Here is a 20482-nt window from a genome sequence, read left to right as displayed (position 1 = left end):
GCACCCCGGGCGCGGGGGGTTTTTGGGTTACTTGGCCGGGGCTGCTACCCCGTGGCCTTTTAAGACCGGCCGCCCCCGGCGTTTTTGGGGCGGCCGGTGGCGGGGCTGGCCCCCGGGGCCGGCCGGCCCGGGGGGCAGACTGTCCAGCAGATCGCACTGGTCCTTGCCAGTGCTGGGCAATGGGTCTGAATCAGGCAAAGGAGCGGCCTTGGGGGCTTCGGCCATAATGTCACACCTCGTAAAATAATTCGAACCATCCGGTTCGATTGCTCTTGATATGGTCCTCTTTAAGCGCTAAGTCAATGTCGAGATCGAACCGAACGGTTCAGTCTGACAAAATTCAGCGCCAGTTAATTTAGAGAGATATCATGTCCTCGAACGCGCCCACCAGTGCCGAAGTCCGCCCTTTCCCCAGTGCCAAGGTCCAGCCTGCGATCGAAGCGCCGGAAGCCCCTGTCAAACCCGCCGACGTCACCCCGCTGGCTCCCGCCAAAAAGAAGCGCTCGATGCGCTCGATGTTGTTGCCCATCATCGGCCTGGCCCTGCTGGGCGCCGGCGCCTGGTATGGCTATGATTACTGGACCGACGGGCGCTTTATGATCACGACCGACGACGCCTATGTCCAGGCCGACACGGCGTTCATCTCGCCAAAAATCTCGGGCTATGTCGATCAGGTCAAAGTGACCGAGAACCAGCAAGTGAAGGCCGGCGACCCGCTGCTGATCGTCGATGACGGCGACTACAAGATAGCCGTTGCCCAGGCCGAGGCGCAGATCGCCACGTTGAGCAAGACGCTCGACCGCATCGATGCCCAGACTGAGGCGGCGCGCGCCTCGCTCAAGCAGGCGCAGGCGCAGAAGACCGCCGACCAGGCCGCGGCCGATAATGCCAAGCGCGTCCAAGCGCGGGCCGCCCAGCTGCTCAAGACCCGCGTCGGCACCCAGGCCCAGTTGGACGATGCCCAGACGGCGGTCGAGCAAGCCAATGCCGCACTTGCCGGCGCCGACGCGCAGATCGCGGCGGCTCAGGCCAATATCGGCGTGCTCCAGGCGCAGCGTAGGGAATCGGCCAGCACGCTGGCCTCGCTGCAGCTTGCCCACGACAAGGCGGTGCGGGACCTGTCCTTCACCGTGCTGCGCGCACCCTATGACGGCGTGGTCGGCAACCGCTCGGTCGAGCAGGGTGACCTGATCAGCCCTGGACAGAAGCTCGCCGTCATCGTGCCAATGGACAAGCTCTACATCGTCGCCAATTTCAAGGAGACGCAGCTTGCCCGGCTGGTGCCTGGTGAAAAGGTCAGAGTGTCGGTCGACGCGATCGACGGCCAGGACATCGAGGGTACCGTGTCGTCGCTGGCGCCGGCTTCAGGAGCAGTGTTCTCGCTGCTGCCGCCGGAGAACGCCACAGGCAATTTCACCAAGGTGGTGCAGCGCGTTCCGGTTCGCATCGACGTGCCAGCGGATGTGCTGAAGACGGGCAAGCTGCGAGCTGGCCTGAGCGTCGTCGTCGCCGTCGACAGCCGCACGGCGCCTTCGGCATCGAAGTAAAGCGGAACCGGGAGCAAAGGTCATGGCGACCGCAACCCTAACTGCAGGATCGGCGCCGGCGCCAGCCATGCCGGTGCCGGTCGACCACATCTCGACACGCCGCGTCATCGCCTTCCTGGCAATGGTGTTCGGCATGTTCATGGCGATCCTGGACATCCAGATCGTCTCGGCCTCGCTGGCTGAGATCCAGGCGGGCCTGAGCGCCAGTTCGGACGAGATTCCGTGGGTGCAGACGGCCTATCTGATTGCCGAGGTGGTGATGATCCCGCTGTCGGGCTTCCTCAGCCGGATGCTGTCGACGCGCGTGCTGTTCACGATCTCGGCGGCAGGGTTCACCGCGGCCAGCGCGCTGGCGGCGACCGCAACCAATATCGACCAGATGATCGTCTACCGCGCCGTGCAGGGCTTCATCGGCGGCGGCATGATCCCGAGCGTCTTTGCAGCCGCCTTCACCATCTTCCCACCGTCGCGTCGCGCCATCGTCTCGCCGATGATCGGCCTGGTGGCGACGCTGGCGCCAACCATCGGCCCGACAGTCGGCGGCTATATCAGCCATGCCATGTCCTGGCACTGGCTGTTCCTGGTCAACGTCGTGCCCGGCATTCTGGTGACGACGGCCGCCTGGTCGCTGATCGACTTCGACAAACCCAATCTCAAGCTGTTCAGCAAGTTCGACTGGTGGGGGCTTGCCGGTATGGCCGCCTTCCTGGGCTGCATGGAATATGTGCTGGAGGAAGGTCCCAATAACGACTGGCTGCAGGATCAGGCGGTGTTCGTCTGCGCCGTCATCATGACCTTCGGCGCGGTGCTGTTCTTCTGGCGCGTGTTCACCGCCGAGGAGCCGATTGTCGATCTGAGGGCTTTCAGCAATATCAATTTCGCCTTCGGCTCGCTGTTCTCCTTCGTCGTCGGCATCGGCCTCTACGGTCTGACCTATCTTTATCCGGTGTTCCTGGGGCGCATCCGCGGCTACGATTCGATGATGATCGGCGAGGCGCTGTTCGTCAGCGGCCTGGCCATGTTCTTCACCGCGCCGATCTCCGGCATCCTGTCGAACAAGATGGACCCGCGCATCATGATGATGATCGGCTTCTTCGGCTTCGCCACGGGGACCTGGTGGATGACGCATCTCACCGCCGACTGGGATTTCTATGAACTGCTGATCCCGCAGATCCTGCGCGGTTGCTCGATGATGCTGTGCATGGTGCCGATCAACAACATTGCGCTCGGAACCCTGCCGCCGGAGCGGCTGAAGAATGCGTCTGGCCTGTTCAACCTGACCCGCAATCTCGGCGGCGCCGTCGGCCTGGCAGTCATCAACACCGTGCTGATCGACCGCAATGCCTTCCATTACGCCAGGCTCTCCGAGCACGTGCAATGGGGAAGTGCCGCTGCGCAGCAGAAGCTGCAGAACATGACGCTCAACTTCGAGCAGACCGCCGGGCTCGACGCCTCCAAGGCGGCCATCTCCAAACTGTCAGGCATGGTCCAGCAGCAGGCGTCGCTGCTGTCGTTCATGGACGTATTCTTCATGCTGACGGTTTTGTTCGCGACGCTTGGGCTCTTCACCCTGGTGATCCGCAAGCCAGCCGCTCAGGGCGGCGGTGGCGGAGGCCATTGAGGCGCGCTGGATCCCCCGCCTGGCGCCCTCGCGCATGACCCCGAAAAGCGATTTCGGGGTCATGCGCAAAATCAACCATTACGAAGTCTTGGAGCGGCGGACACTCCACCGCTCCAACTTTTTGTTTGAGCATCGGATTTTCCCAAAACCGCTTCGCACTTTTGGGTCCGATGCTCTAGCGCTCTCCGACAAAGTCAGGGGCGCAGCCATCCTCACGCCGTCGCCGGCTTGAAGGTCAAGGCGACACCGTTGATGCAATGCCGCAACCCGGTCGGCGGCGGACCGTCGTCGAAGACGTGGCCGAGATGGCCACCGCAGCGGCGACAATGGACCTCGGTGCGGGTCATGCCCAACGACCTGTCCACGGTCTTGCCGATCGCGTTGGGGATTTCCTGCCAGAAGCTCGGCCAGCCGGTGCCGGAATCGAACTTGGTCTCTGACGAATAGACCGGCAGGTCGCAGCCGGCGCAAGCGAAGATGCCTTTGCGGTGCTCGTTGAGCAGCGGACTGGTGCCCGGGTATTCCGTGCCCTCCTTGCGCAGCACATTGAAGGCCGCGTCGGACAGGATGGCGCGCCACTCGGCCTCGGTCTTGGTAACCTCGAAAGTCTCGGCCGCGCGTGCATCCTGGGCTCCGCCCATGCGCAGCGCGGTGGCGCCTGCGACAACGCCAATGGCTGCCGCACCACTCAAAAGAAGCTCGCGACGGTTCATGCCCATTCCTCCTGTTACTGCTTGTGCCAAATTCGACCGCCAGACGGAAATCAAAAGCCGGTGACGATCGCTGTCCTCAAAGCGGGACTCCGCGCCTATCCACTTGCGTGAACGGCGCGGAGTGTGCGCAGGGAGGCCCTTAGCGATATCTTCGCCGGCAGCGTGCGTTTGTTACATCTTCGGCAGGAGAACCTTGTCGACGACGTGGATGACGCCGTTGGACTGCTCGACATCGGCGATCGTCACATTAGCGACATTGCCGTTCTCGTCGGTCACGGTGACCTTGCCGCCGTCGGTCTTGAGCGACAGTTCGCAACCACCGACCGTCTTGACCTTGTGGGTGCCACCGTCATCCTTGACCATCTTGGCGACGTCGGCGGCCATCGCCTTGGCGCCGATGACATGGCAAGTCAGGATCTTGACGAGCTTGTCCTTGTTTTCAGGCTTGAGCAGCGTCTCCACCGTGCCGGCTGGAAGTGCCGCAAAGGCCTCGTTGGTCGGCGCGAACACGGTGAAGGGGCCAGCGCTTTGCAGCGTATCGACCAGGCCGCCTGCCTTGACGGCAGCGACCAGCGTCGTGTGGTCCTTCGAGTTGACAGCATTTTCGACGATGTTTTTCTGGGCATACATGGCGGCGCCGCCGACCATCGGATTTTGGGCATAGGCAATGGTGGCGATCGCAGAAATCGCAACCTTGCCGGCAAGCAAAAGGGTGGCGAATTTAGGCATGATTTCAATCTCCTTGGGTTATCGTTCCCCTCGTTCGGGAACGCAAGAAGATACGCAACAGAAATGCCGGAGTTTCGTCCTCACGTAAGAAATATTGTGTCGCTTCAATTTTCCATGTGCTAATCGGTCACCACCGCCGACAAGCTTTGCATGATTTTGGTTCGTGAGAGATAGATTTCAGGTCTTCTTCCGAAGCAAGAATCGGTCAGATGCTCTTCAGATCGCCCGCTGCGACCACCGGTCCAGTCGGCTGGCCGGTCGGCGAACCGCCGGCAGGCTCGACGCTGACCGCAAGCACGGCGCCTTGCGCCAATTTCTCCCGGACGGCGGGCGGGATGGCCAGATGCGCGGTCGCACCGGCCGGGATGACGCCCATCGACACCGGCGCGTTCTTGCCTTCGATCATCCACAGCTCGAAGTCCTTGCCGGCGGCCCGCTCGCCGGAGACGTGGGAAAGGCCGACATCGTGACGGACGGCGTCGTAGACGACGAGATATTTGACATCGCTGCCTTCGGCTGCCAACGAGGCGACAAGCCGGGTTTGCGGCTCGACGACCGGTGGATTGACGTAAGGCAAGGCAATATAGATTGCCAGCGCCGCAATGGCGGCGGCGGCAAGACCGCGCCAGAAGCCAAGGCTCGACCAGAGGCCGGCGCGCGGCTCTGCAGCGAACAGCCGGCGGTCCAATGCTTCCTTGACCCTGATCGGAGGCTCTGTCTCCGGATAGGCGGCGGCCATCGGCGAAAGATGCGCCTCCCAGGCATCGACAAGGCGCGCGAAGGCGGCGTCCGCATCGATGCGGCGCGACGCGATCTCGCGTTCATCGGCGGCCAGAACGCCAAGAACGTATTCGGCGGCGAACAGGTCGTCGCCCCCACGTTCCGGTCCATTGTCGTCAGCCAGCGTCATCTTTCCAGGCATTCTCTCAGTTTCAACAGGCTGCGCCGCAGCCAGGTCCGCATCGTGTTCAGCGGCACGCCATAGCGCTCCGCCAGTTCGGCATAGCTTTTGCCATCCAGATAGGCGCCCCGGACGGCCGCCGCCCGGTCCTTCTCCAATTCCTTGAGACAATGGTAGATGCGTCCGGACTCACCGCCCGCCACGGCCATGGCCTCCGGCCCCGGCGCCGGATCGGCCACGTCGAGCGCGGCATCGATATAGGCGGCAGGCTCTCGCCGCGCCCTGATCCTATCGATCGAATGATTGCGCGCAATGGCCACCAGCCAGGAGATCGGGCTCAGATCCGAAACGGCGAAACGGTCCGCCTTCGTCCATATTTTGACGAAGACCTCCTGAAGCGCCTCTTCTGCATCTCCCCGGTCCTTCAATACACGAAGGCAGACGCCGAAAAGTTTCGCGCTGGTCTGCCGGTACAGCAGATCGAACGCAGCCCGGTCCTTCATCGAGGTCCGGACAATCAGGTTGCTGATGTCCTGCGGCGTCATCGGCCGCCAAATTAGGCGATTGCAATGTATTTGCAACGACTGAAATGGTCTTGCGCACTGGCAGCGCCAGCGTCGATTGCCAAGGAAATCGCCGCCCGCTAGCTTGCCATGAGCGGGAGGGCGACCATGTCGATCGAGCGGGTTCTGTGGGAGCATGACGCAACCGGCCAGGCCGCACTCGTGCACAAGGGAGAGATCACACCGCAAGATCTCGTCGATGCGGCGATCGCTCGGGCCGAGGCCACCCGGCCGGAGATCAACGCCATCGCCGAACCGCTTTATGAGGCGGCGCGGGCGCGGGCGAAAACCGTCGACCACAAGCTGCCGCTTGCCGGAGTGCCCTTTGCGCTTAAGGACCTCGGTATTGCTATGAAGGGCGTGCCGACGCATGGCGGCAGCCGCATCCCAGCCTACACCCCCGATTTTAACTCGGTCATGACGGAACGCTATCTGGCCGCCGGCCTGGTCCCGATCGCCACCAGCACCGCACCCGAACACGGGCTGAGGCTGGTGACCGAGTCGGTGGCTTACGGCGTCACCCGCAATCCATGGGACACCGCTCACACGACCGGCGGTTCCTCGGGCGGCGCGGCTGCGCTGGTCGCGGCCGGCGTCGTGCCGGTGGCGCACGCCTCGGATGGCGGCGGCTCGATCAGGGTGCCTGCGGCCTGTACCGGGCTGGTCGGGTTGAAAACCTCGCGCGGCCGCGTGCCCTTGACGCCGCTCGTCACTGAAAGCTGGTACGGCTTTGTCGTCGACCATGCGTTGGCCCGCTCGGTGCGCGATACGGCCCTGCTGCTCGACCTGACCCACGGGCCCGAACCGCTGTCGCCCTACGCGGCACCCTCGCCGAACGGCAGTTTCACTGCGGCCGCCGGGCGCGATCCGGGCAAGCTCAAGCTCGCCTTCTACCGAAAATCGCCGCTCGGCCTGCCGATTTCGGAAGAAACCTTGAAAGCTCTGGATGCGGCGATTGGGCTGGCGCGCGAAGGCGGGCACAGCGTCGAGGAGATCGACCTGCCCTATATCGACCGCGATTTCATCGCCGATTTCGCCAGAACCGTCGCCGCGGCGGTGGCCGGCACGATGCGTGGCGAGGCCTTGCGCGTCGGCCGCTCCATCTCAGGCGATATCGAACGCGCCACGCGCGTGATGAGCCGGTTCGGTGAAATCCTCTCGGCCGGCGAAATCTATGCCGGCCTGCAGCGGCTGCACGCAACCTCGCGCCGCCTTATCACCGAAACCGCGCACTATGATGCAGTGCTGATGCCTGTCATCGCGCACCCGCCGCTCGCCTGCGGCACCATGGACCCGAAAGGCGCCGACGAATTCATCGAGAATGTCCTGGACAGACTGCGCCTCGCCGGCCTGCTGAAGTTCAAGCCGCTATTCGGCCAGCTGATGGACAAGAGCCTTTGGTTCACCCACTGGCCGGCGATCCAGAACGTCAGCGGGCAACCGTCGATCACGCTTCCGGTTTACGTGACCGATGCCGGCCTGCCGCTCGGCGTCCAGGCCGCCGGCCGCCCCGGTGACGAGGAGACGCTTTTGTCGTTCGCCGCGCAGATGGAAAAGATCTCGGGATGGCTGGGCCGGCGGGCGCCGCTGCAGGTGCCGGCATAGGCGGTGATTTGATCGATCGTGACAACAAAGCCGTTTGCCCCCTCGTCCAATTCCCGCTAAGACGCCGCCGTTCATGCCAAGCTGGGAACCACGCCGATGACGGATGTCGCCGCCACCGCCGAAATGCAGGCCGCGCTGCTTTCAAGGGCGCTGCCCTATATGCAGCGCTACGAGAACAAGACGGTCGTGGTGAAATATGGCGGCCACGCGATGGGCGACATCGCGCTCGGCAAGGCCTTCGCCCGCGACATCGCACTGCTCAAGCAATCCGGGGTCAACCCGATCGTCGTGCATGGCGGCGGGCCGCAGATCGGCGCCATGCTCAGCAAGATGGGCATCGAATCCAAATTCGAGGGCGGCTTGCGCGTCACCGACCAGAAGACCGTCGAGATTGTCGAGATGGTGCTGGCCGGGTCGATCAACAAGGAGATCGTCGCGCTGATCAATGCCGAGGGCGAGTGGGCGATCGGCCTGTGCGGCAAGGACGGCAACATGGTGTTTGCCGAAAAGGCGCGCAAGACCATGATCGATCCGGATTCCAACATCGAGCGGGTGCTCGACCTGGGCTTCGTCGGTGAGCCGGTCGAGGTCGACCGCACATTGCTCGACCTCCTGGCACGATCCGAAATGATCCCGGTGCTGGCGCCGGTGGCGCCCGGCCGCGACGGCCATACCTACAACATCAATGCCGACACTTTTGCCGGCGCCATCGCAGGCGCCTGCCAGGCGACGCGCCTGCTGTTCCTCACCGACGTGCCCGGCGTGCTCGACAAGGACAAGAAGCTGATCGACGAGTTGACCGTGGCCGAGGCCAAGGCCCTGATCAAGGACGGCACGGTCTCGGGCGGCATGATCCCCAAAGTCGAGACCTGCATCGAGGCAATCGAGCGCGGCGTCGCAGGCGTCGTCATCCTCAACGGCAAGACGCCGCATGCGGTGCTGCTCGAGCTGTTCACCGAACACGGCGCCGGCACGCTGATCGTGCCGTGAGTGGCCTCAGTCTGTCCAACGCCGCGACAGACCGGAAGACCATCCGATCACCATCGCGCCGCTTGTCGAGACAGGCGGGCGGGCGAACGATCGACTAGGTAGTCTCCGCCTTCGTCGCTCGCCGCCAATCGATCATCCGGGCTGAGGAAGGCGCGCGATGACCTTTATCTCAAAATCGAAGCCCGCCAGCCAATTCACCCCCACCGCGGTCCAGTTCGGGTAGGGCGGTTCACCGATCGCCCTAAGTCGAACGGCGTCAATCGCCTCCCACTGCTTGGCCGGGTCGGTGTGGAACGTGGTCACGTCAACGATGTCGTCGAACGTGCAACCGGCGGCCTTCAGCACCGCCGCGAGATTGTCGAAGGCAAGCTGGACCTGCTTTTCGAAGGCTGGCTCCGGCGACCCGTCCTCGCGGCTGCCGACTTGGCCCGAGACGAACAGAAAGCCGCCTGAGCGGATCGCCGCCGAATAGCGATTGATTTCGTAGAGGGCCTGCCGACCGGCAGGGAAGATCGCATCGCGTTTGGTCATTGTTTCACTCCATTCAAACAAGGCAGGCCGGTCCCGACCATCGCGATGTGGCTTCTCCGAGAAGGTGAGAGCCGCTCGCAAGACTTCGGGGTTTTGGATCGCTGCGTTCCATTTTCCGGGGCGGTCGCTGATATCCGTCCCGTATCCCGAAGTGGGTACATACATTCCGTATGTCAATATACATACGTTGCGTATGCTTGTTAAAAGATTGCCCGAGCCGGTCAGGCGCACGGCGAAATCGTGGTCGCAGGCGGTGTCAGCCTGCGCGCCGGGTGCGCGACCACCATCGATTCCTCTTCCTGGTCTTGCGGCGCGCCCCAGAATTCGGCGAGCGTCGGGCCATTCTTCAGGCGGCGGTCGCGGACCAGAAAGCCCCAGACTTCGCGGAACCAGACGCGGCGGCCCATTTTGGTGTACCAGCGCATCGAATGCCGTTGCTCCGGATCCTTGTGGAACAGGATGCGCGCCAAGGCCTTGGGCCGCGACTGCACGGCCAGTTCGATCAGCTTGACGGCGAAGAACAACATCCACGGCTTGAGGCGGGTCATCTGCAGCACCTGGTGCTTGTAGTCCCACAGGCGGGCGTCCAGCTGGATCACCTTGCGATCCCTGGCAATCCTGAAGAACGGCGTCCAGCGGTGCGGCGTCACATAGAGCGCCTGGATCTGGTCGGGGTCATAAGCGATCAGCTGGCGGAAGCCGCGCCAGAGGTCGCGGAAACTTTCGTCCTCGAAACCGGCCACCCAGGTCGCCATCGACAAGATGCCGTTGAGGCGCAGCAGCCGTATCGCCTCGCGGTCGGATGAGGTGCTGCCGCCCTTGCGGATCAACTGGAGCGTCTGCTCGTCGGTATTTTCCATGCCAAGCAGCCAGCGGATGACGCCGGCCTTGCGATAGAGATGCAGGCTGCCGGCGTCGCGGACGATGTCGTCGGCGCGGGTGGAGCCGACGATCAGCACCGGCACATTCTCGGCGATCATCGCATCGAGAAAGGCGCGCCAGGCTTTTTTGGACGAGGTCGGGTTCTCGTCGGCAAGGTTGATCAGCTCGACGCGGTGCTCGCGGTATAGCCAGGCAATCTCCCGCGCGAACTTCACGGGGTCGCGGTGCCGCCAGCGCGTCCAGAACCCCCGCTGGCCGCAATAGTTGCACAGATGCGGACAGCCTCGCGAGAACTGCATGACCACCGCACGCTTGCCTCCCCAATAGCTATAGCGAGTGATATCGATCAGTTCCCAGCCGATGCGGTAGTCGTCGAGATTGGCGATCGTCCTTGCCGGGTTGGTGGCAAAAGGCCGGCGCAAATCGTCGCGAAAGGCGATGCCCGCCACATCCGACAGCGGCTTGCGTTTTTCAAGCGCTTCGACCAGCGCGACGATGGTCGCCTCCCCCTCGCCACGAACGATGAAGTCGAAGGCCTCCGTTTCGGCCAGTATGTCGCGCCAGTGATAGGTCGGAAACACGCCGCCATAAATCAGGATTGTCGCCGGATCGATGTGTTTGACCATGCCGGCGATCAGTAGGGCTGTCGGATGCGCAGAGGTCGAGCCGGAATGGCCGATCAGAATACAGTCGGGATGATCGCTCAAGGCGTCCCGGACCAGCGTGGCAAGCGGCATCGGCCCGAATTCGGCGTCCACAAGTCGCACTTGATGTCCCGCGTCGATCAGCGGACCGCCCAGTGCCAGCAAACCGAGCGGCGGCAGATGGTCGTCCGGCACACGGCTGCCGATGGCCGTATGTGGCGGGTTGATCAGGACGATTTTCATGGCGGACCTTATGCAATGGCGGTCCGCATGTCGTAGTCGGCGATCTAGCGCTGGAGATTGGCTCGCTTCAGCAGTTTGTGTGCAGCTTTTCCGCAGAAATGCCTACCGTCTGAGATGTGCAAGCGGGACATGGCCCGGCCCCTTGATGTTCTGCAGCACAAGCTGGGTGTGGACGTCGCGCACGCCTTCGAGCCGCATCAGCCGGTGCATGACGAAGGCATTGAGCTCGTCGACCGACGGCACCATCACATGCAACAGGAAATCATGATCGCCGGTCATGGTCCAGCATGAGGACACCTCGTCCATCCGCTGGACGGCGGCGATGAAGCTTTCGGGCGAGCCGTCGCTGTGGCTGGTCAGGCGCACCTGGATGAACACCTCGACCATCAGCCCAACGGCACGACGGCTGAGCACCGCGGCGAAGCCCTTGATGATGCCCGCCTGCTGAAGCGCCTCGAAGCGCCGCGCGCAAGGTGTCGTCGACAGGCCGATCTCCTGCGCCAGTTCGGATACCGGCTTGCGCCCGTCGCGCTGCAGGCTGTCGAGCATCTTGATCTCGAATTCGTCAAACTGAGGCATTTTCACTCTCCCAAAGCTCGATCGTGGAGTCTTTTACCTCCAACCCCGCATTTGAGCCACCATCAAAGCTGATTTGCCTCACGCCATCCGGCTAGAATTTCCGACGATCCGCTGATCATGATTTCCAGGGAGAGCAAGCCATGACGATGAACGTTGCCGACTACGCCCGCGAATGCGCGGCGCGAGGCCTTCGCGGCGATTATTCGGTCTGCCGTGCCGATTTCACCGTGGCGCAGGGCTACAATTATAGCGACGAAGAACAGGCGGTGTGGCGCACGCTGTGCGACCGCCAGACGAAGCTGACCAGGAAGCTCGCCCACCATTCCTATCTCGATGGCGTTGCGGCGCTCGGCCTTCTCGACAAGATCCCGGATTTCGGTGAGGTCAGCGAGAAGCTGCGCAAGCTCACCGGCTGGGAGATCGTCGCGGTGCCGGGGCTCATTCCGGCCCAGCCGTTCTTCGACCACCTCGCCAACCGCCGCTTCCCGGTCACCAACTGGCTGCGAACCCAAAAGGAGCTCGACTACATCGTCGAGCCCGACATGTTCCACGATTTCTTCGGTCACGTGCCGATCCTGACGCAGCCGGTCTTTGCGGACTTCATGCAGATGTATGGCAAGAGGGCCGACAGCGTGATTGCGCTCGGCGGCGACGAGATGATCACCAGGCTTTACTGGTACACCGTCGAATACGGGCTGATACGCGAGCCGGGCCAGCCGCTGAAGGCGTTCGGCGCCGGGCTGATGTCATCCTTCACCGAGCTTCAGTTCGCGGTCGAAGGCGGCGACGCGCACGATGTCCCCTTCGACCTGGAAACCGTAATGCGCACCGGCTACGAGATCGACAAGTTCCAGCGTGCCTATTTTGTGCTGCCGTCTTTCGACGTGCTGCGTGATGCTTTCGAGACCGCCGATCTTGCGGCGATCGTGGCGCGCCGCAAAGGCGAGCCGGCGCTCGACCCGGCGAGCCTATAGGCTGTCGGCTGTTTCCAGGGCCTCGGCTTTCAGCCGGGCAAGCTGGTCGCGCTGAAGGTCGAGCGATGCGGTGACGAAGCGAAGGATCGTGGCCAGCTCGGTGTCGCTAAATGTGGCGATCACCCTTTCTCCCTCCTGCGCGATCGCACCATAATAGCGCGCCGATAGTTCTCGCGTGAGTTCCGTCGCCTCTATGACCACCTTGCGCCTGTCCTCGAGGCTGCGCGTTCGTGTCAGCAGGCCGCGCGCCTCCAGCCGGTCGATCAGCGCGGTGACTGCGGCCGGCGTCAACCCTGTTGCGGCCGCGACCTCGCCAGCCGATTGCGGGCCGCCATAGAGCAGCGCCAGGCAATGGCGTTCCGCCGTACTCAGCTCAAGCCTATCGCCTACTGCCTCGTCATAAGCCTGCGTCGCGTCCTGCCAGCCCATAATGGCGAGGCTGATGGCCGTCTTCATGTCGGCCCGATTCATGCTTGACGAATTTACTTCGATCATCTAACTATCAATTTGCCTAACATTACGGCTATTATAGTAATATGCTGCGTCGGGCGCAAGGCACGGCCTGTCGCAGCACGCAAGGAGTGGACAATGAACCAGAACCAGACGCGCGGCCCACTCACACCGGCCGAAGAATTCAAATACGCCAAGCTGGCGATGGAATGGTATGGCTGGGGTTCTCCCATTGGCCTTGGTATTGCACTGGTCGCGCTGGCGGCCGCTGCCCTGCTGTTCCGCATCGCCATCTTCGGATTTTGACAGCACTGGCCGCGGCGCGGTTGAATTCTGATAGGTAGAATTTTTCCAGCACAAGGCTTAGGGCTGAGCTCACGCCGCTTCGGAAATGTCACGATCGATGATCGACAGGTTGCGGCCGCGATGCTTGGCCTCGTAGAGCCGCTGGTCGGCGGCGCGCATCAGCTCCGACACTGCGGCGTCCTCGCCGCAGGTGGTCCCGCCGATACTGACCGTCAGCGGAACGGTTCGTTCGTCGACGGGCCGGAAACGGATACGCTCTACTTCACGGCGGATGCGCTCGGCGACGCGCCTGGCTTCGTGTTCGGTGGCGCCGATCAGAAAGGCGCAGAATTCCTCACCGCCGATGCGGCCAAGGACATCGCCGCTGCGCACGCCACGCTCTATCGCACTTGCGATCAGGAGCAGCGCCTCGTCGCCGATCAGATGGCCGTAGCTGTCGTTGATGGTCTTGAAATGGTCGGCATCGACGATCAGCAATGCCCCGCGATCGGATTTACGCCGAGAGCCGTCGAGGGCGGCAAAGAAACTTTCGCGGTTGAGCATGCCGGTCATGTCGTCGCGGCTCGCCTTTTCCGCCAAGCGCCTGTGGGCGGCCGCGAGCTGGGCATGGGCGCGGGCGAGTTCGCGATGCGCGGTCTTCAACCTTTCGCCCTGCCAGACCGTATAGGCGCCGGCGCCCCAGGCAAGAGCCAGCGGGCATACGGTAGACGTCAACCAGATGGTGCGATTGATCGGAAAACCCATTGCCGGCACGACGATCAGCGTCAGCAAAAGTGAGACGGCGACGGAGGCGAAAGCGATGGCGGCAGACTTTAGAAATATGCGATTCATCGCTTGCTCCCACTGGTCCGTCTTGGTGCCAGCAAGCGCTGAATGTCACCTTTCGGCGATGCTTAAGATTTTAATCACGGCACCATTTTCACCACCCAGGGCGCGCATAGGTTGTGGATAAACCTCCTGTTAGAAAGATCGTTTCGTGCCATAAGGACGGTATGACCACGCTTCCCGACCCCGCCCGCTTTGCCCATGTCACCGACTGGGTGTTCGATCTCGACAACACGCTCTATCCGCACCATTCCAATCTGTTCTCGCAGATCGATGTGAAGATGACCGCCTATGTCGGAGAATTGCTGACGCTGCCGCGCGAGGAAGCACGCAAGCTGCAGAAGGAGCTCTACCGGGAATACGGCACGACACTGAACGGGTTGATGACGCGCCACGGCATCGACCCCGACGACTTTCTCGAGAAGGTCCACGACATCGATTATTCCTGGCTGGTGCCAGATCCCGTCCTCGGCACCGCCATACGCCAGCTTCCCGGCCGCAAATTCATCTTCACCAATGGCGATCGCCGGCATGCCGAACGCACCGCGCGGCAGCTGGGCATTCTCGAGCATTTCGACGACATTTTCGATATCGTCGCAGCCGGGCTGAACCCCAAGCCGGCGCGACAATCCTACGAGAAATTTGCCGAACTCCACGCCGTCACCGGGCAAAATGCGGTGATGTTCGAAGACCTCGCCCGCAACCTGTCGGTGCCGAAATCGCTGGGCATGACCACGGTGCTGGTGGTGCCGCGCAATTTCGAGCCGACCTTCTCGGAAATCTGGGAACGCGACCCGGCCAACGAGGACGACGTGGACTTCGTCACCGACGATCTCGCCGGCTTTCTCACGGCGATCGTCGAAGTCCCCGCTTGAGGCAGCCGGCGCGCTTCAAGTCCTTGCTTGCATGTCAAAGTTTATAGAAGCGGCTGACGATCCCCCAGGCCTCATCGGCGGTGTCGACGAAATCGATGATATCCTGGTCGCCGGGCGTGATCGTGCCTTGCTCGGCGAGGAAGTCGAGGTCGATAGCCCTTGCCCAGAAAGCCTTGCCGAACAGGATGACCGGCACGCGTTCCATGCGGCCGGTCTGGATCAAGGTCAGCGTCTCGAAGAACTCGTCCATCGTGCCGAAGCCGCCGGGAAACACCGCAACGGCCTTGGCACGCATGACGAAATGCATCTTGCGGACCGCAAAATAGTGGAAGTTGAAGCAGAGTTCCGGCGTCACGTAGGCGTTTGGCGCCTGCTCGTGCGGCAGCACGATGTTGAGACCGATCGACGGCGCGCCTACATCGTCGGCGCCGCGATTGCCGGCCTCCATGACGCCAGGCCCGCCGCCGGTCACCACGACGAATTCGCGATAGTACGAAGTGGCCGACTGCTGCGAGCAGAGGCGGGCGAATTTGCGCGCCTCCTCATAGTATTTGCTGTTTTGCTCGAGATTCTTCTTCTGCGTCTCGTTCTTGGCCGCCCAGGCTTCACCGCCGGGCTCGGGGATGCGCGCGCCGCCGAACAGGATGACGGTCGATTGGATGCCGCGCTCGGCCAGGATCATCTCCGGTTTCAGCAGTTCGAGCTGCAGCCTGACCGCGCGCAACTCGCGCCGCGTCATGAAATCGGGGTCGTTCCAGGCCAGCCGATATGTCTCCGCGCGCGTTTGCGGCGTGTCCGGCACGCTTTTCGACCGCTCCAGATCCTCGTCCGAATGCGGTAGCGGCGTCCACCCCGCCTTTTCCATGGGAGTCATATTTGCTTTACCCGTCCAATCATTCACTTGCGCCGTCCCGTGACGCTGCCGCGATTGACCCTCCCCAAGCCTTCACATAGGGTCCGCGCGACTTTCAAACAGGTTAAGGCGCCGGCCCTTAACAGCTTGGTAATGGAGCGAATTCATGTCGAAGCCCGATCTCGCGAGTCTCGAGAAGATCATCGAGAACGCCTTCGAGGAACGCGACACCATTTCGACCGCAACCCGCGGCGAGACGCGCGAGGCCATCCAATCGGCGCTCGACCTGCTCGACCGGGGCGTCGCCCGCGTCGCCGAGCGGCAGGCCGACGGCAAATGGCACGTCAACCAGTGGCTGAAGAAAGCGGTGCTGCTGTCCTTCCGGCTCAACCCGATGGAGATCATCAAGGGTGGTCCCGGTCAGGCGGTATGGTGGGATAAGGTGCCTTCGAAGTTCGACGGCTGGAGCGCCGTCGATTTCGAGAAGGCCGGCTTCCGCGCCGTGCCGTCGTCGATCGTGCGCCGCTCTGCCTATGTCGCGCCGGGCGCCGTGCTGATGCCGTCCTTCGTCAATGTCGGCGCCTATGTCGATAGCGGCACCATGGTCGACACCTGGGCGTCGGTCGGCTCCTGTGCCCAGATCGGCAAGAATGTGCATCTGTCGGGCGGCGTCGGTATCGGCGGCGTGCTGGAGCCGATGCAGGCCGGCCCAACCATCATCGAGGACAATTGCTTCATCGGCGCCCGTTCCGAAGTGGTCGAGGGCTGCATTGTTCGCGAGGGCTCAGTGCTCGGCATGGGTGTCTTCATCGGCCAATCGACCAAGATCGTCGACCGCGCCACCGGCGAGATCTTCTACGGCGAAGTGCCGGCCAATTCCGTCGTCGTCGCCGGCTCACTGCCGGGCAAGCCTTTTCCAAACAACGAGCCCGGCCCCAGCCTCTACTGCGCCGTCATCGTCAAGCGGGTCGACGCAAGAACCCGTTCCAAGACCTCGATCAACGAATTGCTGCGCGATTGATCTCCCGAGAACGGATGCACCGGGTTGACTGACAAACCTCAATTCCTATGGCTTTTCTTCAGCCTTTCTGGGCGGGTGAATCCGAGCGCTTATGTTTTGGCTGGCCTCTTGCCGGTCATCGTTCAACTCTTTCTGCTCTACCAGTTCGCGCGAACGCCGTTAGGCACTGCCGCGAGCCAGTATTGGGCGCTCGCCTTATGGATCGCTGTGTTCGTCTCGACATGGTCGACCTTTGCGCTAACGGCGAAGCGGTTCCATGATTTCGGCAAGCCTGCCTATTACGCATTGATCTCTCTCATTATCGGCTTCGTCCTGCTTTTTATCCTGGCTTTTTTCAAAAGTGACCCAGGCCCCAACCGCTACGGCAAGCGCACCAACGCACCGGCCGAACCCTGAGCGCCAATCGGACATTTCGTCATGCGCTACCGCTCGCTTGATTCGAAACTGATCCTCGAAACCGCCGAACGGCTGGAAGAGCGCGTCGCCGAGCGCTTTCCCGATGCAGGCCTGCGCGGCGTCGCCGCCGAGCTCGTGTCGCTGTCGCGCGATCTGGCAAAGGCAGCCAAGGCGCTGGAGGCGCCGATCTGGTGGCTGCGCGGCCTCATCATCGCCGCTTTCGTCGTCGGAGCGCTGATGTTCCTGTTCGTCGGCACAATCCTGCCGCTCGGCCGCATCTCGGGAAACCACGATGCCTTCCAGTCGGTGCAAGGCATCGAAGCCTCCCTCAACATGATCATCCTCGCCGTGCTGGGCTTCCTGGCCCTGATCCGCTCCGAGGAGCGGATCAAGCGCAAGCGGGTGTTCCGCCAACTCCACGGGCTGCGGTCGCTCATCCACGTCATCGACATGCACCAGCTGACCAAGGATCCGGCAGCACTTTCAGCCAGTTTCAAGCCGACTGCACATTCGCCAGCCCGCATCACCAACGCCGCCGACCTTGCCCGCTATCTCGACTATTGCTCCGAAATGTTGTCGATCACCGGCAAGATCGCCGCGCTGTTTGCCCAGTCGGTCAATGACGCCGTGGTCATCGATGGCGTCAATGACATCGAGAACCTGGCGTCGAACCTGTCGCGAAAGATCTGGCAGAAGATCACGCTGATCGAAACCCCTCATGGGCAGCCGGCACATGCGAAGAAAACCGATCCCGAGCCGGGTCCGCCGCGTCGGCCTGCAGTCCGCAGACGACCGGGGCCGGCAAGCTAAGACCCGCGAGCCGGCGGCAGATCCGCTAGAGCGGCAGAGCGGGGAGTTCGCCCGGTTTTGCGCCCGACGCTCTAAGCGAATGTTAATCACCCTGGCCCAGCATGCCGGCGAAAACTGTGTCGACCGGCACGGAGCGCTCGACTGGCAAGCGACCTATCCCTGACCACCAAGGAGCCGCGCAAAACGTGGAGCGCCGCCGCTCGCCTGTTTGCCTGGTTCTCTTCGCCGATGAGATTGGAACCGGAAGCCGTCCGCGCCCGGCTTCTCGACACCACTTTCGACCGCAAATTCGCAGTCTTGTTCGGCACCATCAGCGTTCTGGTGGTTGCGGTCAGCGCCGCACTTGCCACGAAGGATTGGTGGCCCTACGCCTGGATCGCAGCCGACCTGATGCTTTTCGTCGTCCGCGTTCTGCTGATGCGGGAATGCGAGCAGGCCCGCAGGCGCGGCTCGAAAGGGCCGCTGGCGGGCCTGATGGCAGCCAGCGGTGTATGGTCGGTCGTTTTCGGCCTCGGCTGCTATGGCTGTGTTGCCAGCGGGAATATGGCGCTTTCCGTACTTGCCGCCTTGAATGTCGCAGGTGTCGTTGGCGTGGTGTCGTCACGCAATGCGGCCACCCCGCGCTTCGCCATATTCGTCATGTTGGCCGTAAGCCTGCCTTACGTGGTCGGTGCATTGTTTTCCGCAGCGCCCGGAATGCCGATCGTCGGAATTCAAACGCCGTTCTATGTGGCCGGCGTCATCATCGTGCTGCTTCAGAACCACGCAATCAACGCCCGCATGATCCGCGCCGAGCTGGACAATCGCGACCTGGCGATCAAGGACGCGCTGACCGGCCTGCCAAACCGCATCTTCCTGCAGGAAAAATTGCGCGACATGTGCCGCGACCTTGCGGCGCCGGCCGCCAATGGCGGCAAGCCGTTTGCCGTGCTCAGCATGGACCTCGACGGCTTCAAACAGGTCAACGACCGTTTTGGTCATGCGGTCGGCGACGTGCTGCTGCGCAAGGTGGCCGAACGATTGAAGCGCGGCTTCCGGCCGGGGGACGTGGTCTTCCGTATCGGCGGCGACGAATTCGTCATCCTTTTGCCCGCAACCTCGGAGATCGAGGCCACCTATCTGGCAAAGCGGGCCATCGAAAAGGTCTCGGTGCCTTTCGACCTCGGGGTCGGTTCCGCCATCCATGTCGGCTTGAGCGTCGGCAGCGCCTTTGCACCCCCCGACGGCGGCGATCCGGAAATCCTGCTCACCTGTTCCGACCATGCACTCTACGAAGCCAAGCGCACCGGCAAGGGCCGTTATTGGGCGCCTGTGCGGGCTACGATCTGACGGTCGCAGCGACAGCTTCCGGCGGCAAGCAAGGCGATCCGCGCCTCTCCTGCTCGGCCGCGCGCACCAGTGCAGTGACATGCTTCAGCAAAGGCGCCGGCGTGCCGGCCTTTTCGGCCAAACGCAGGACCGCGCCTTGCAGTTCGCCGATCTCCGTCGACCGGCGGCGCCGCAGGTCATCCCACATCGACGAACGCGCGGCCGGATCGATGGCAAGCATCCGCCGCGCCAAGAACTTGAACAGCCCGTCGGGCAGGCGAAGCACTTTCGGCAGCAGTGCGGGACGCAGGCCGGCGATGCGAGCGGGTTCGATGCCTGTCGCCGTCATTGCCGCCAATGCTTCGTCGATCTGACCGGCCAGGATCAGCCGCCAGCGGCGATCGGCAAGCTCTGCCGCCAGCGGCAGACCGGAAAGCGCCACCAGCGCGTTGTTGAGGTTGAGCAGCAGCTTGTCCCATAACACCGCGTCGATGTCACCATGCGTCGCGACGGCAAACCCCTCGACATCAAGCAGTTCGTCAAGGCCCGCCGAGCCCTGTTCGATCATCACTTTGCCGCCGCTGGCGCGGTGCAGGCGAAGCGGCAATTCGCCCTCCGGCGATTGGACCACGTTGAACGGCACCATGCCCGCGAGCACCGGCTGGGCGGTGAGATGGGCTCGCAATTTATCGGCATTGTCGACGCCGTTCTGCAGGCTGAGTATCACCACGTCCGGTCGGGCATGGGCGGCAATCAGCCCGGCCATGTCTTGCGTCGCGCCGCTCTTGACCGTTACCAAAATGACATCGGCATCGGAGAATGCTACCGCCGGATCGGCGGTGACCGACAATGCGTCCGGTTTGACAGAACGGTCGCGGCCGTCAGGGTCGGTGATGCGCAATCCAGCTTCTTGCAGGGCCTTCTCGACGCGCGGTCGCGCCAGCAGAAACACCTTTCGCCCGGCAAGTATCAGGCAGCCGCCGGCGTAGCAGCCGATACTGCCGGCACCGGCGATTACGATCGTCTTGCCACGCGTGACCATGCGATGGCCCTGTTCTGGTCGAGAGACCTTGCCGCAATTATACGACATGAAAACCATAATGTCGGCGGCATGGC

The 20482-nt window shown here is 62.8% G+C and carries 22 protein-coding genes; 11 read left to right on the top strand and 11 right to left on the bottom strand.

Annotated elements, in window-relative coordinates:
• Positions 1–368: 368 nt before the first annotated feature.
• Positions 369–1547, top strand: a complete 1179-nt coding sequence (locus NKH89_RS21450; protein ID WP_352909834.1) for an HlyD family secretion protein — start codon at positions 369–371, stop codon at positions 1545–1547.
• Between the two features lie 67 nt (positions 1548–1614).
• Positions 1615–3168 (top strand): DHA2 family efflux MFS transporter permease subunit, encoded by a 1554-nt coding sequence (locus NKH89_RS21445; protein WP_352484355.1) that lies wholly within the window; start codon positions 1615–1617, stop codon positions 3166–3168.
• 212 nt (positions 3169–3380) lie between these two features.
• On the opposite strand, the gene msrB is transcribed toward NKH89_RS21445, so the two are convergent.
• The 4 genes from msrB to NKH89_RS21425 form a co-directional block, all read right to left on the bottom strand.
• The gene (gene msrB / locus NKH89_RS21440; protein ID WP_292655897.1) at positions 3381–3881 is read right to left on the bottom strand and encodes a peptide-methionine (R)-S-oxide reductase MsrB; all 501 of its coding nucleotides are present in this window, start codon (positions 3879–3881) and stop codon (positions 3381–3383) included.
• Positions 3882–4052: 171 nt separating this feature from the next.
• A complete protein-coding gene (locus tag NKH89_RS21435) occupies positions 4053–4610 on the bottom strand; it encodes a fasciclin domain-containing protein (protein ID WP_352515757.1) in 558 nt (185 codons plus the stop codon).
• A 205-nt stretch (positions 4611–4815) separates the two neighbouring features.
• On the bottom strand, positions 4816–5520 hold the full coding sequence (locus NKH89_RS21430; protein ID WP_352909842.1) for an anti-sigma factor: 705 nt from the start codon (positions 5518–5520) through the stop codon (positions 4816–4818).
• Positions 5517–6056, bottom strand: coding sequence for a sigma-70 family RNA polymerase sigma factor (locus NKH89_RS21425; protein WP_352495030.1), 540 nt, complete (start codon positions 6054–6056; stop codon positions 5517–5519). Before NKH89_RS21425 ends, NKH89_RS21430 begins: the two co-directional genes overlap by 4 nt.
• Before the next feature lie 126 nt (positions 6057–6182).
• Between NKH89_RS21425 and NKH89_RS21420 the strand changes: the two genes are divergently transcribed.
• Entirely contained in the window at positions 6183–7679 is a 1497-nt protein-coding gene (locus NKH89_RS21420; RefSeq protein WP_352909832.1) for an amidase, read from the top strand.
• Positions 7680–7775: 96 nt separating this feature from the next.
• Positions 7776–8669, top strand: a complete 894-nt coding sequence (argB, locus tag NKH89_RS21415) for an acetylglutamate kinase (protein WP_023677482.1) — start codon at positions 7776–7778, stop codon at positions 8667–8669.
• Between the two features lie 132 nt (positions 8670–8801).
• Here the strand turns inward: argB and NKH89_RS21410 are convergent, their stop codons facing one another.
• The 3 genes from NKH89_RS21410 to NKH89_RS21400 all read right to left on the bottom strand — a co-directional run bounded on the left by NKH89_RS21410 (position 8802) and on the right by NKH89_RS21400 (position 11548).
• Positions 8802–9200 carry a RidA family protein gene (locus tag NKH89_RS21410; RefSeq protein ID WP_023718205.1) on the bottom strand — a complete coding sequence of 133 codons (399 nt, stop codon included), beginning with the start codon at positions 9198–9200 and terminating at the stop codon, positions 8802–8804.
• 221 nt (positions 9201–9421) lie between these two features.
• Positions 9422–10969 (bottom strand): magnesium-protoporphyrin IX monomethyl ester anaerobic oxidative cyclase, encoded by a 1548-nt coding sequence (bchE, locus tag NKH89_RS21405; protein WP_352909830.1) that lies wholly within the window; start codon positions 10967–10969, stop codon positions 9422–9424.
• 102 nt (positions 10970–11071) lie between these two features.
• Entirely contained in the window at positions 11072–11548 is a 477-nt protein-coding gene (locus NKH89_RS21400) for an Lrp/AsnC family transcriptional regulator (protein ID WP_023718203.1), read from the bottom strand.
• Positions 11549–11688: 140 nt separating this feature from the next.
• On the opposite strand from NKH89_RS21400, the gene phhA reads away from it, so the two are divergent.
• Positions 11689–12522, top strand: coding sequence for a phenylalanine 4-monooxygenase (gene phhA / locus NKH89_RS21395; protein ID WP_023718202.1), 834 nt, complete (start codon positions 11689–11691; stop codon positions 12520–12522).
• Here phhA and NKH89_RS21390 read toward each other — a convergent pair.
• Positions 12517–13017, bottom strand: a complete 501-nt coding sequence (locus NKH89_RS21390) for a MarR family winged helix-turn-helix transcriptional regulator (protein ID WP_352484322.1) — start codon at positions 13015–13017, stop codon at positions 12517–12519. The genes phhA and NKH89_RS21390 overlap by 6 nt on opposite strands.
• Positions 13018–13110: 93 nt before the next feature.
• Here NKH89_RS21390 and NKH89_RS21385 point away from each other — a divergent pair, with 93 nt between their 5' ends.
• On the top strand, positions 13111–13278 hold the full coding sequence (locus tag NKH89_RS21385; protein WP_023718200.1) for a hypothetical protein: 168 nt from the start codon (positions 13111–13113) through the stop codon (positions 13276–13278).
• A 69-nt stretch (positions 13279–13347) separates the two neighbouring features.
• On the opposite strand, the gene NKH89_RS21380 is transcribed toward NKH89_RS21385, so the two are convergent.
• The gene (locus NKH89_RS21380) at positions 13348–14109 is read right to left on the bottom strand and encodes a GGDEF domain-containing protein (protein ID WP_023718199.1); all 762 of its coding nucleotides are present in this window, start codon (positions 14107–14109) and stop codon (positions 13348–13350) included.
• 161 nt (positions 14110–14270) lie between these two features.
• Here NKH89_RS21380 and NKH89_RS21375 point away from each other — a divergent pair, with 161 nt between their 5' ends.
• Positions 14271–14978 carry a pyrimidine 5'-nucleotidase gene (locus NKH89_RS21375; RefSeq protein WP_023677476.1) on the top strand — a complete coding sequence of 236 codons (708 nt, stop codon included), beginning with the start codon at positions 14271–14273 and terminating at the stop codon, positions 14976–14978.
• Positions 14979–15012: 34 nt separating this feature from the next.
• On the opposite strand, the gene NKH89_RS21370 is transcribed toward NKH89_RS21375, so the two are convergent.
• Positions 15013–15852 (bottom strand): LOG family protein, encoded by an 840-nt coding sequence (locus tag NKH89_RS21370; protein ID WP_023718198.1) that lies wholly within the window; start codon positions 15850–15852, stop codon positions 15013–15015.
• A 145-nt stretch (positions 15853–15997) separates the two neighbouring features.
• On the opposite strand from NKH89_RS21370, the gene dapD reads away from it, so the two are divergent.
• The 4 genes from dapD (at position 15998) to NKH89_RS21350 (ending at position 19387) form a co-directional block, all read left to right on the top strand.
• On the top strand, positions 15998–16852 hold the full coding sequence (gene dapD / locus NKH89_RS21365) for a 2,3,4,5-tetrahydropyridine-2,6-dicarboxylate N-succinyltransferase (protein ID WP_352484324.1): 855 nt from the start codon (positions 15998–16000) through the stop codon (positions 16850–16852).
• A 24-nt stretch (positions 16853–16876) separates the two neighbouring features.
• Complete coding sequence (locus NKH89_RS21360) at positions 16877–17248, top strand: DUF805 domain-containing protein (RefSeq protein ID WP_031193743.1); 372 nt, start codon at positions 16877–16879, stop codon at positions 17246–17248.
• A gap of 21 nt (positions 17249–17269) precedes the next feature.
• A complete protein-coding gene (locus NKH89_RS21355; RefSeq protein WP_352484325.1) occupies positions 17270–18058 on the top strand; it encodes a hypothetical protein in 789 nt (262 codons plus the stop codon).
• Positions 18059–18286: 228 nt separating this feature from the next.
• The gene (locus tag NKH89_RS21350) at positions 18287–19387 is read left to right on the top strand and encodes a GGDEF domain-containing protein (RefSeq protein ID WP_352909828.1); all 1101 of its coding nucleotides are present in this window, start codon (positions 18287–18289) and stop codon (positions 19385–19387) included.
• Here NKH89_RS21350 and NKH89_RS21345 read toward each other — a convergent pair.
• Entirely contained in the window at positions 19377–20408 is a 1032-nt protein-coding gene (locus tag NKH89_RS21345; RefSeq protein WP_352495035.1) for a 2-dehydropantoate 2-reductase, read from the bottom strand. The two genes, NKH89_RS21350 and NKH89_RS21345, sit on opposite strands and share 11 nt — an antisense overlap.
• Positions 20409–20482: the final 74 nt, after the last annotated feature.

Source organism: Mesorhizobium sp. M0923, from assembly GCF_040319365.1.
In the GTDB taxonomy this organism is placed as follows: Bacteria; Pseudomonadota; Alphaproteobacteria; order Rhizobiales; family Rhizobiaceae; genus Mesorhizobium.
The sequence above is the reverse complement of the archived record's forward strand: the minus strand, read 5'-3'. Positions and strand labels throughout refer to the sequence as shown.

What these genes read in the sequence shown, in the direction of transcription:
- NKH89_RS21445 (WP_352484355.1), top strand. Translation starts at nt 1,615, where the DNA reads ATGCCGGTGCCGGTCGACCACATCTCGACACGCCGCGTCATCGCCTTC.
- NKH89_RS21425 (WP_352495030.1), bottom strand. Translation starts at nt 6,056, where the DNA reads ATGACGCCGCAGGACATCAGCAACCTGATTGTCCGGACCTCGATGAAG.
- bchE (WP_352909830.1), bottom strand. Translation starts at nt 10,969, where the DNA reads ATGAAAATCGTCCTGATCAACCCGCCACATACGGCCATCGGCAGCCGT.
- NKH89_RS21450 (WP_352909834.1), top strand. Translation starts at nt 369, where the DNA reads ATGTCCTCGAACGCGCCCACCAGTGCCGAAGTCCGCCCTTTCCCCAGT.
- NKH89_RS21350 (WP_352909828.1), top strand. Translation starts at nt 18,287, where the DNA reads ATGAGATTGGAACCGGAAGCCGTCCGCGCCCGGCTTCTCGACACCACT.
- dapD (WP_352484324.1), top strand. Translation starts at nt 15,998, where the DNA reads ATGTCGAAGCCCGATCTCGCGAGTCTCGAGAAGATCATCGAGAACGCC.
- NKH89_RS21410 (WP_023718205.1), bottom strand. Translation starts at nt 9,200, where the DNA reads ATGACCAAACGCGATGCGATCTTCCCTGCCGGTCGGCAGGCCCTCTAC.
- NKH89_RS21385 (WP_023718200.1), top strand. Translation starts at nt 13,111, where the DNA reads ATGAACCAGAACCAGACGCGCGGCCCACTCACACCGGCCGAAGAATTC.
- NKH89_RS21380 (WP_023718199.1), bottom strand. Translation starts at nt 14,109, where the DNA reads ATGAATCGCATATTTCTAAAGTCTGCCGCCATCGCTTTCGCCTCCGTC.
- NKH89_RS21435 (WP_352515757.1), bottom strand. Translation starts at nt 4,610, where the DNA reads ATGCCTAAATTCGCCACCCTTTTGCTTGCCGGCAAGGTTGCGATTTCT.
- msrB (WP_292655897.1), bottom strand. Translation starts at nt 3,881, where the DNA reads ATGAACCGTCGCGAGCTTCTTTTGAGTGGTGCGGCAGCCATTGGCGTT.
- NKH89_RS21345 (WP_352495035.1), bottom strand. Translation starts at nt 20,408, where the DNA reads ATGGTCACGCGTGGCAAGACGATCGTAATCGCCGGTGCCGGCAGTATC.
- NKH89_RS21420 (WP_352909832.1), top strand. Translation starts at nt 6,183, where the DNA reads ATGTCGATCGAGCGGGTTCTGTGGGAGCATGACGCAACCGGCCAGGCC.
- argB (WP_023677482.1), top strand. Translation starts at nt 7,776, where the DNA reads ATGACGGATGTCGCCGCCACCGCCGAAATGCAGGCCGCGCTGCTTTCA.
- NKH89_RS21400 (WP_023718203.1), bottom strand. Translation starts at nt 11,548, where the DNA reads ATGCCTCAGTTTGACGAATTCGAGATCAAGATGCTCGACAGCCTGCAG.
- NKH89_RS21390 (WP_352484322.1), bottom strand. Translation starts at nt 13,017, where the DNA reads ATGATCGAAGTAAATTCGTCAAGCATGAATCGGGCCGACATGAAGACG.
- NKH89_RS21430 (WP_352909842.1), bottom strand. Translation starts at nt 5,520, where the DNA reads ATGACGCTGGCTGACGACAATGGACCGGAACGTGGGGGCGACGACCTG.
- NKH89_RS21355 (WP_352484325.1), top strand. Translation starts at nt 17,270, where the DNA reads ATGCGCTACCGCTCGCTTGATTCGAAACTGATCCTCGAAACCGCCGAA.
- NKH89_RS21370 (WP_023718198.1), bottom strand. Translation starts at nt 15,852, where the DNA reads ATGACTCCCATGGAAAAGGCGGGGTGGACGCCGCTACCGCATTCGGAC.
- phhA (WP_023718202.1), top strand. Translation starts at nt 11,689, where the DNA reads ATGACGATGAACGTTGCCGACTACGCCCGCGAATGCGCGGCGCGAGGC.
- NKH89_RS21375 (WP_023677476.1), top strand. Translation starts at nt 14,271, where the DNA reads ATGACCACGCTTCCCGACCCCGCCCGCTTTGCCCATGTCACCGACTGG.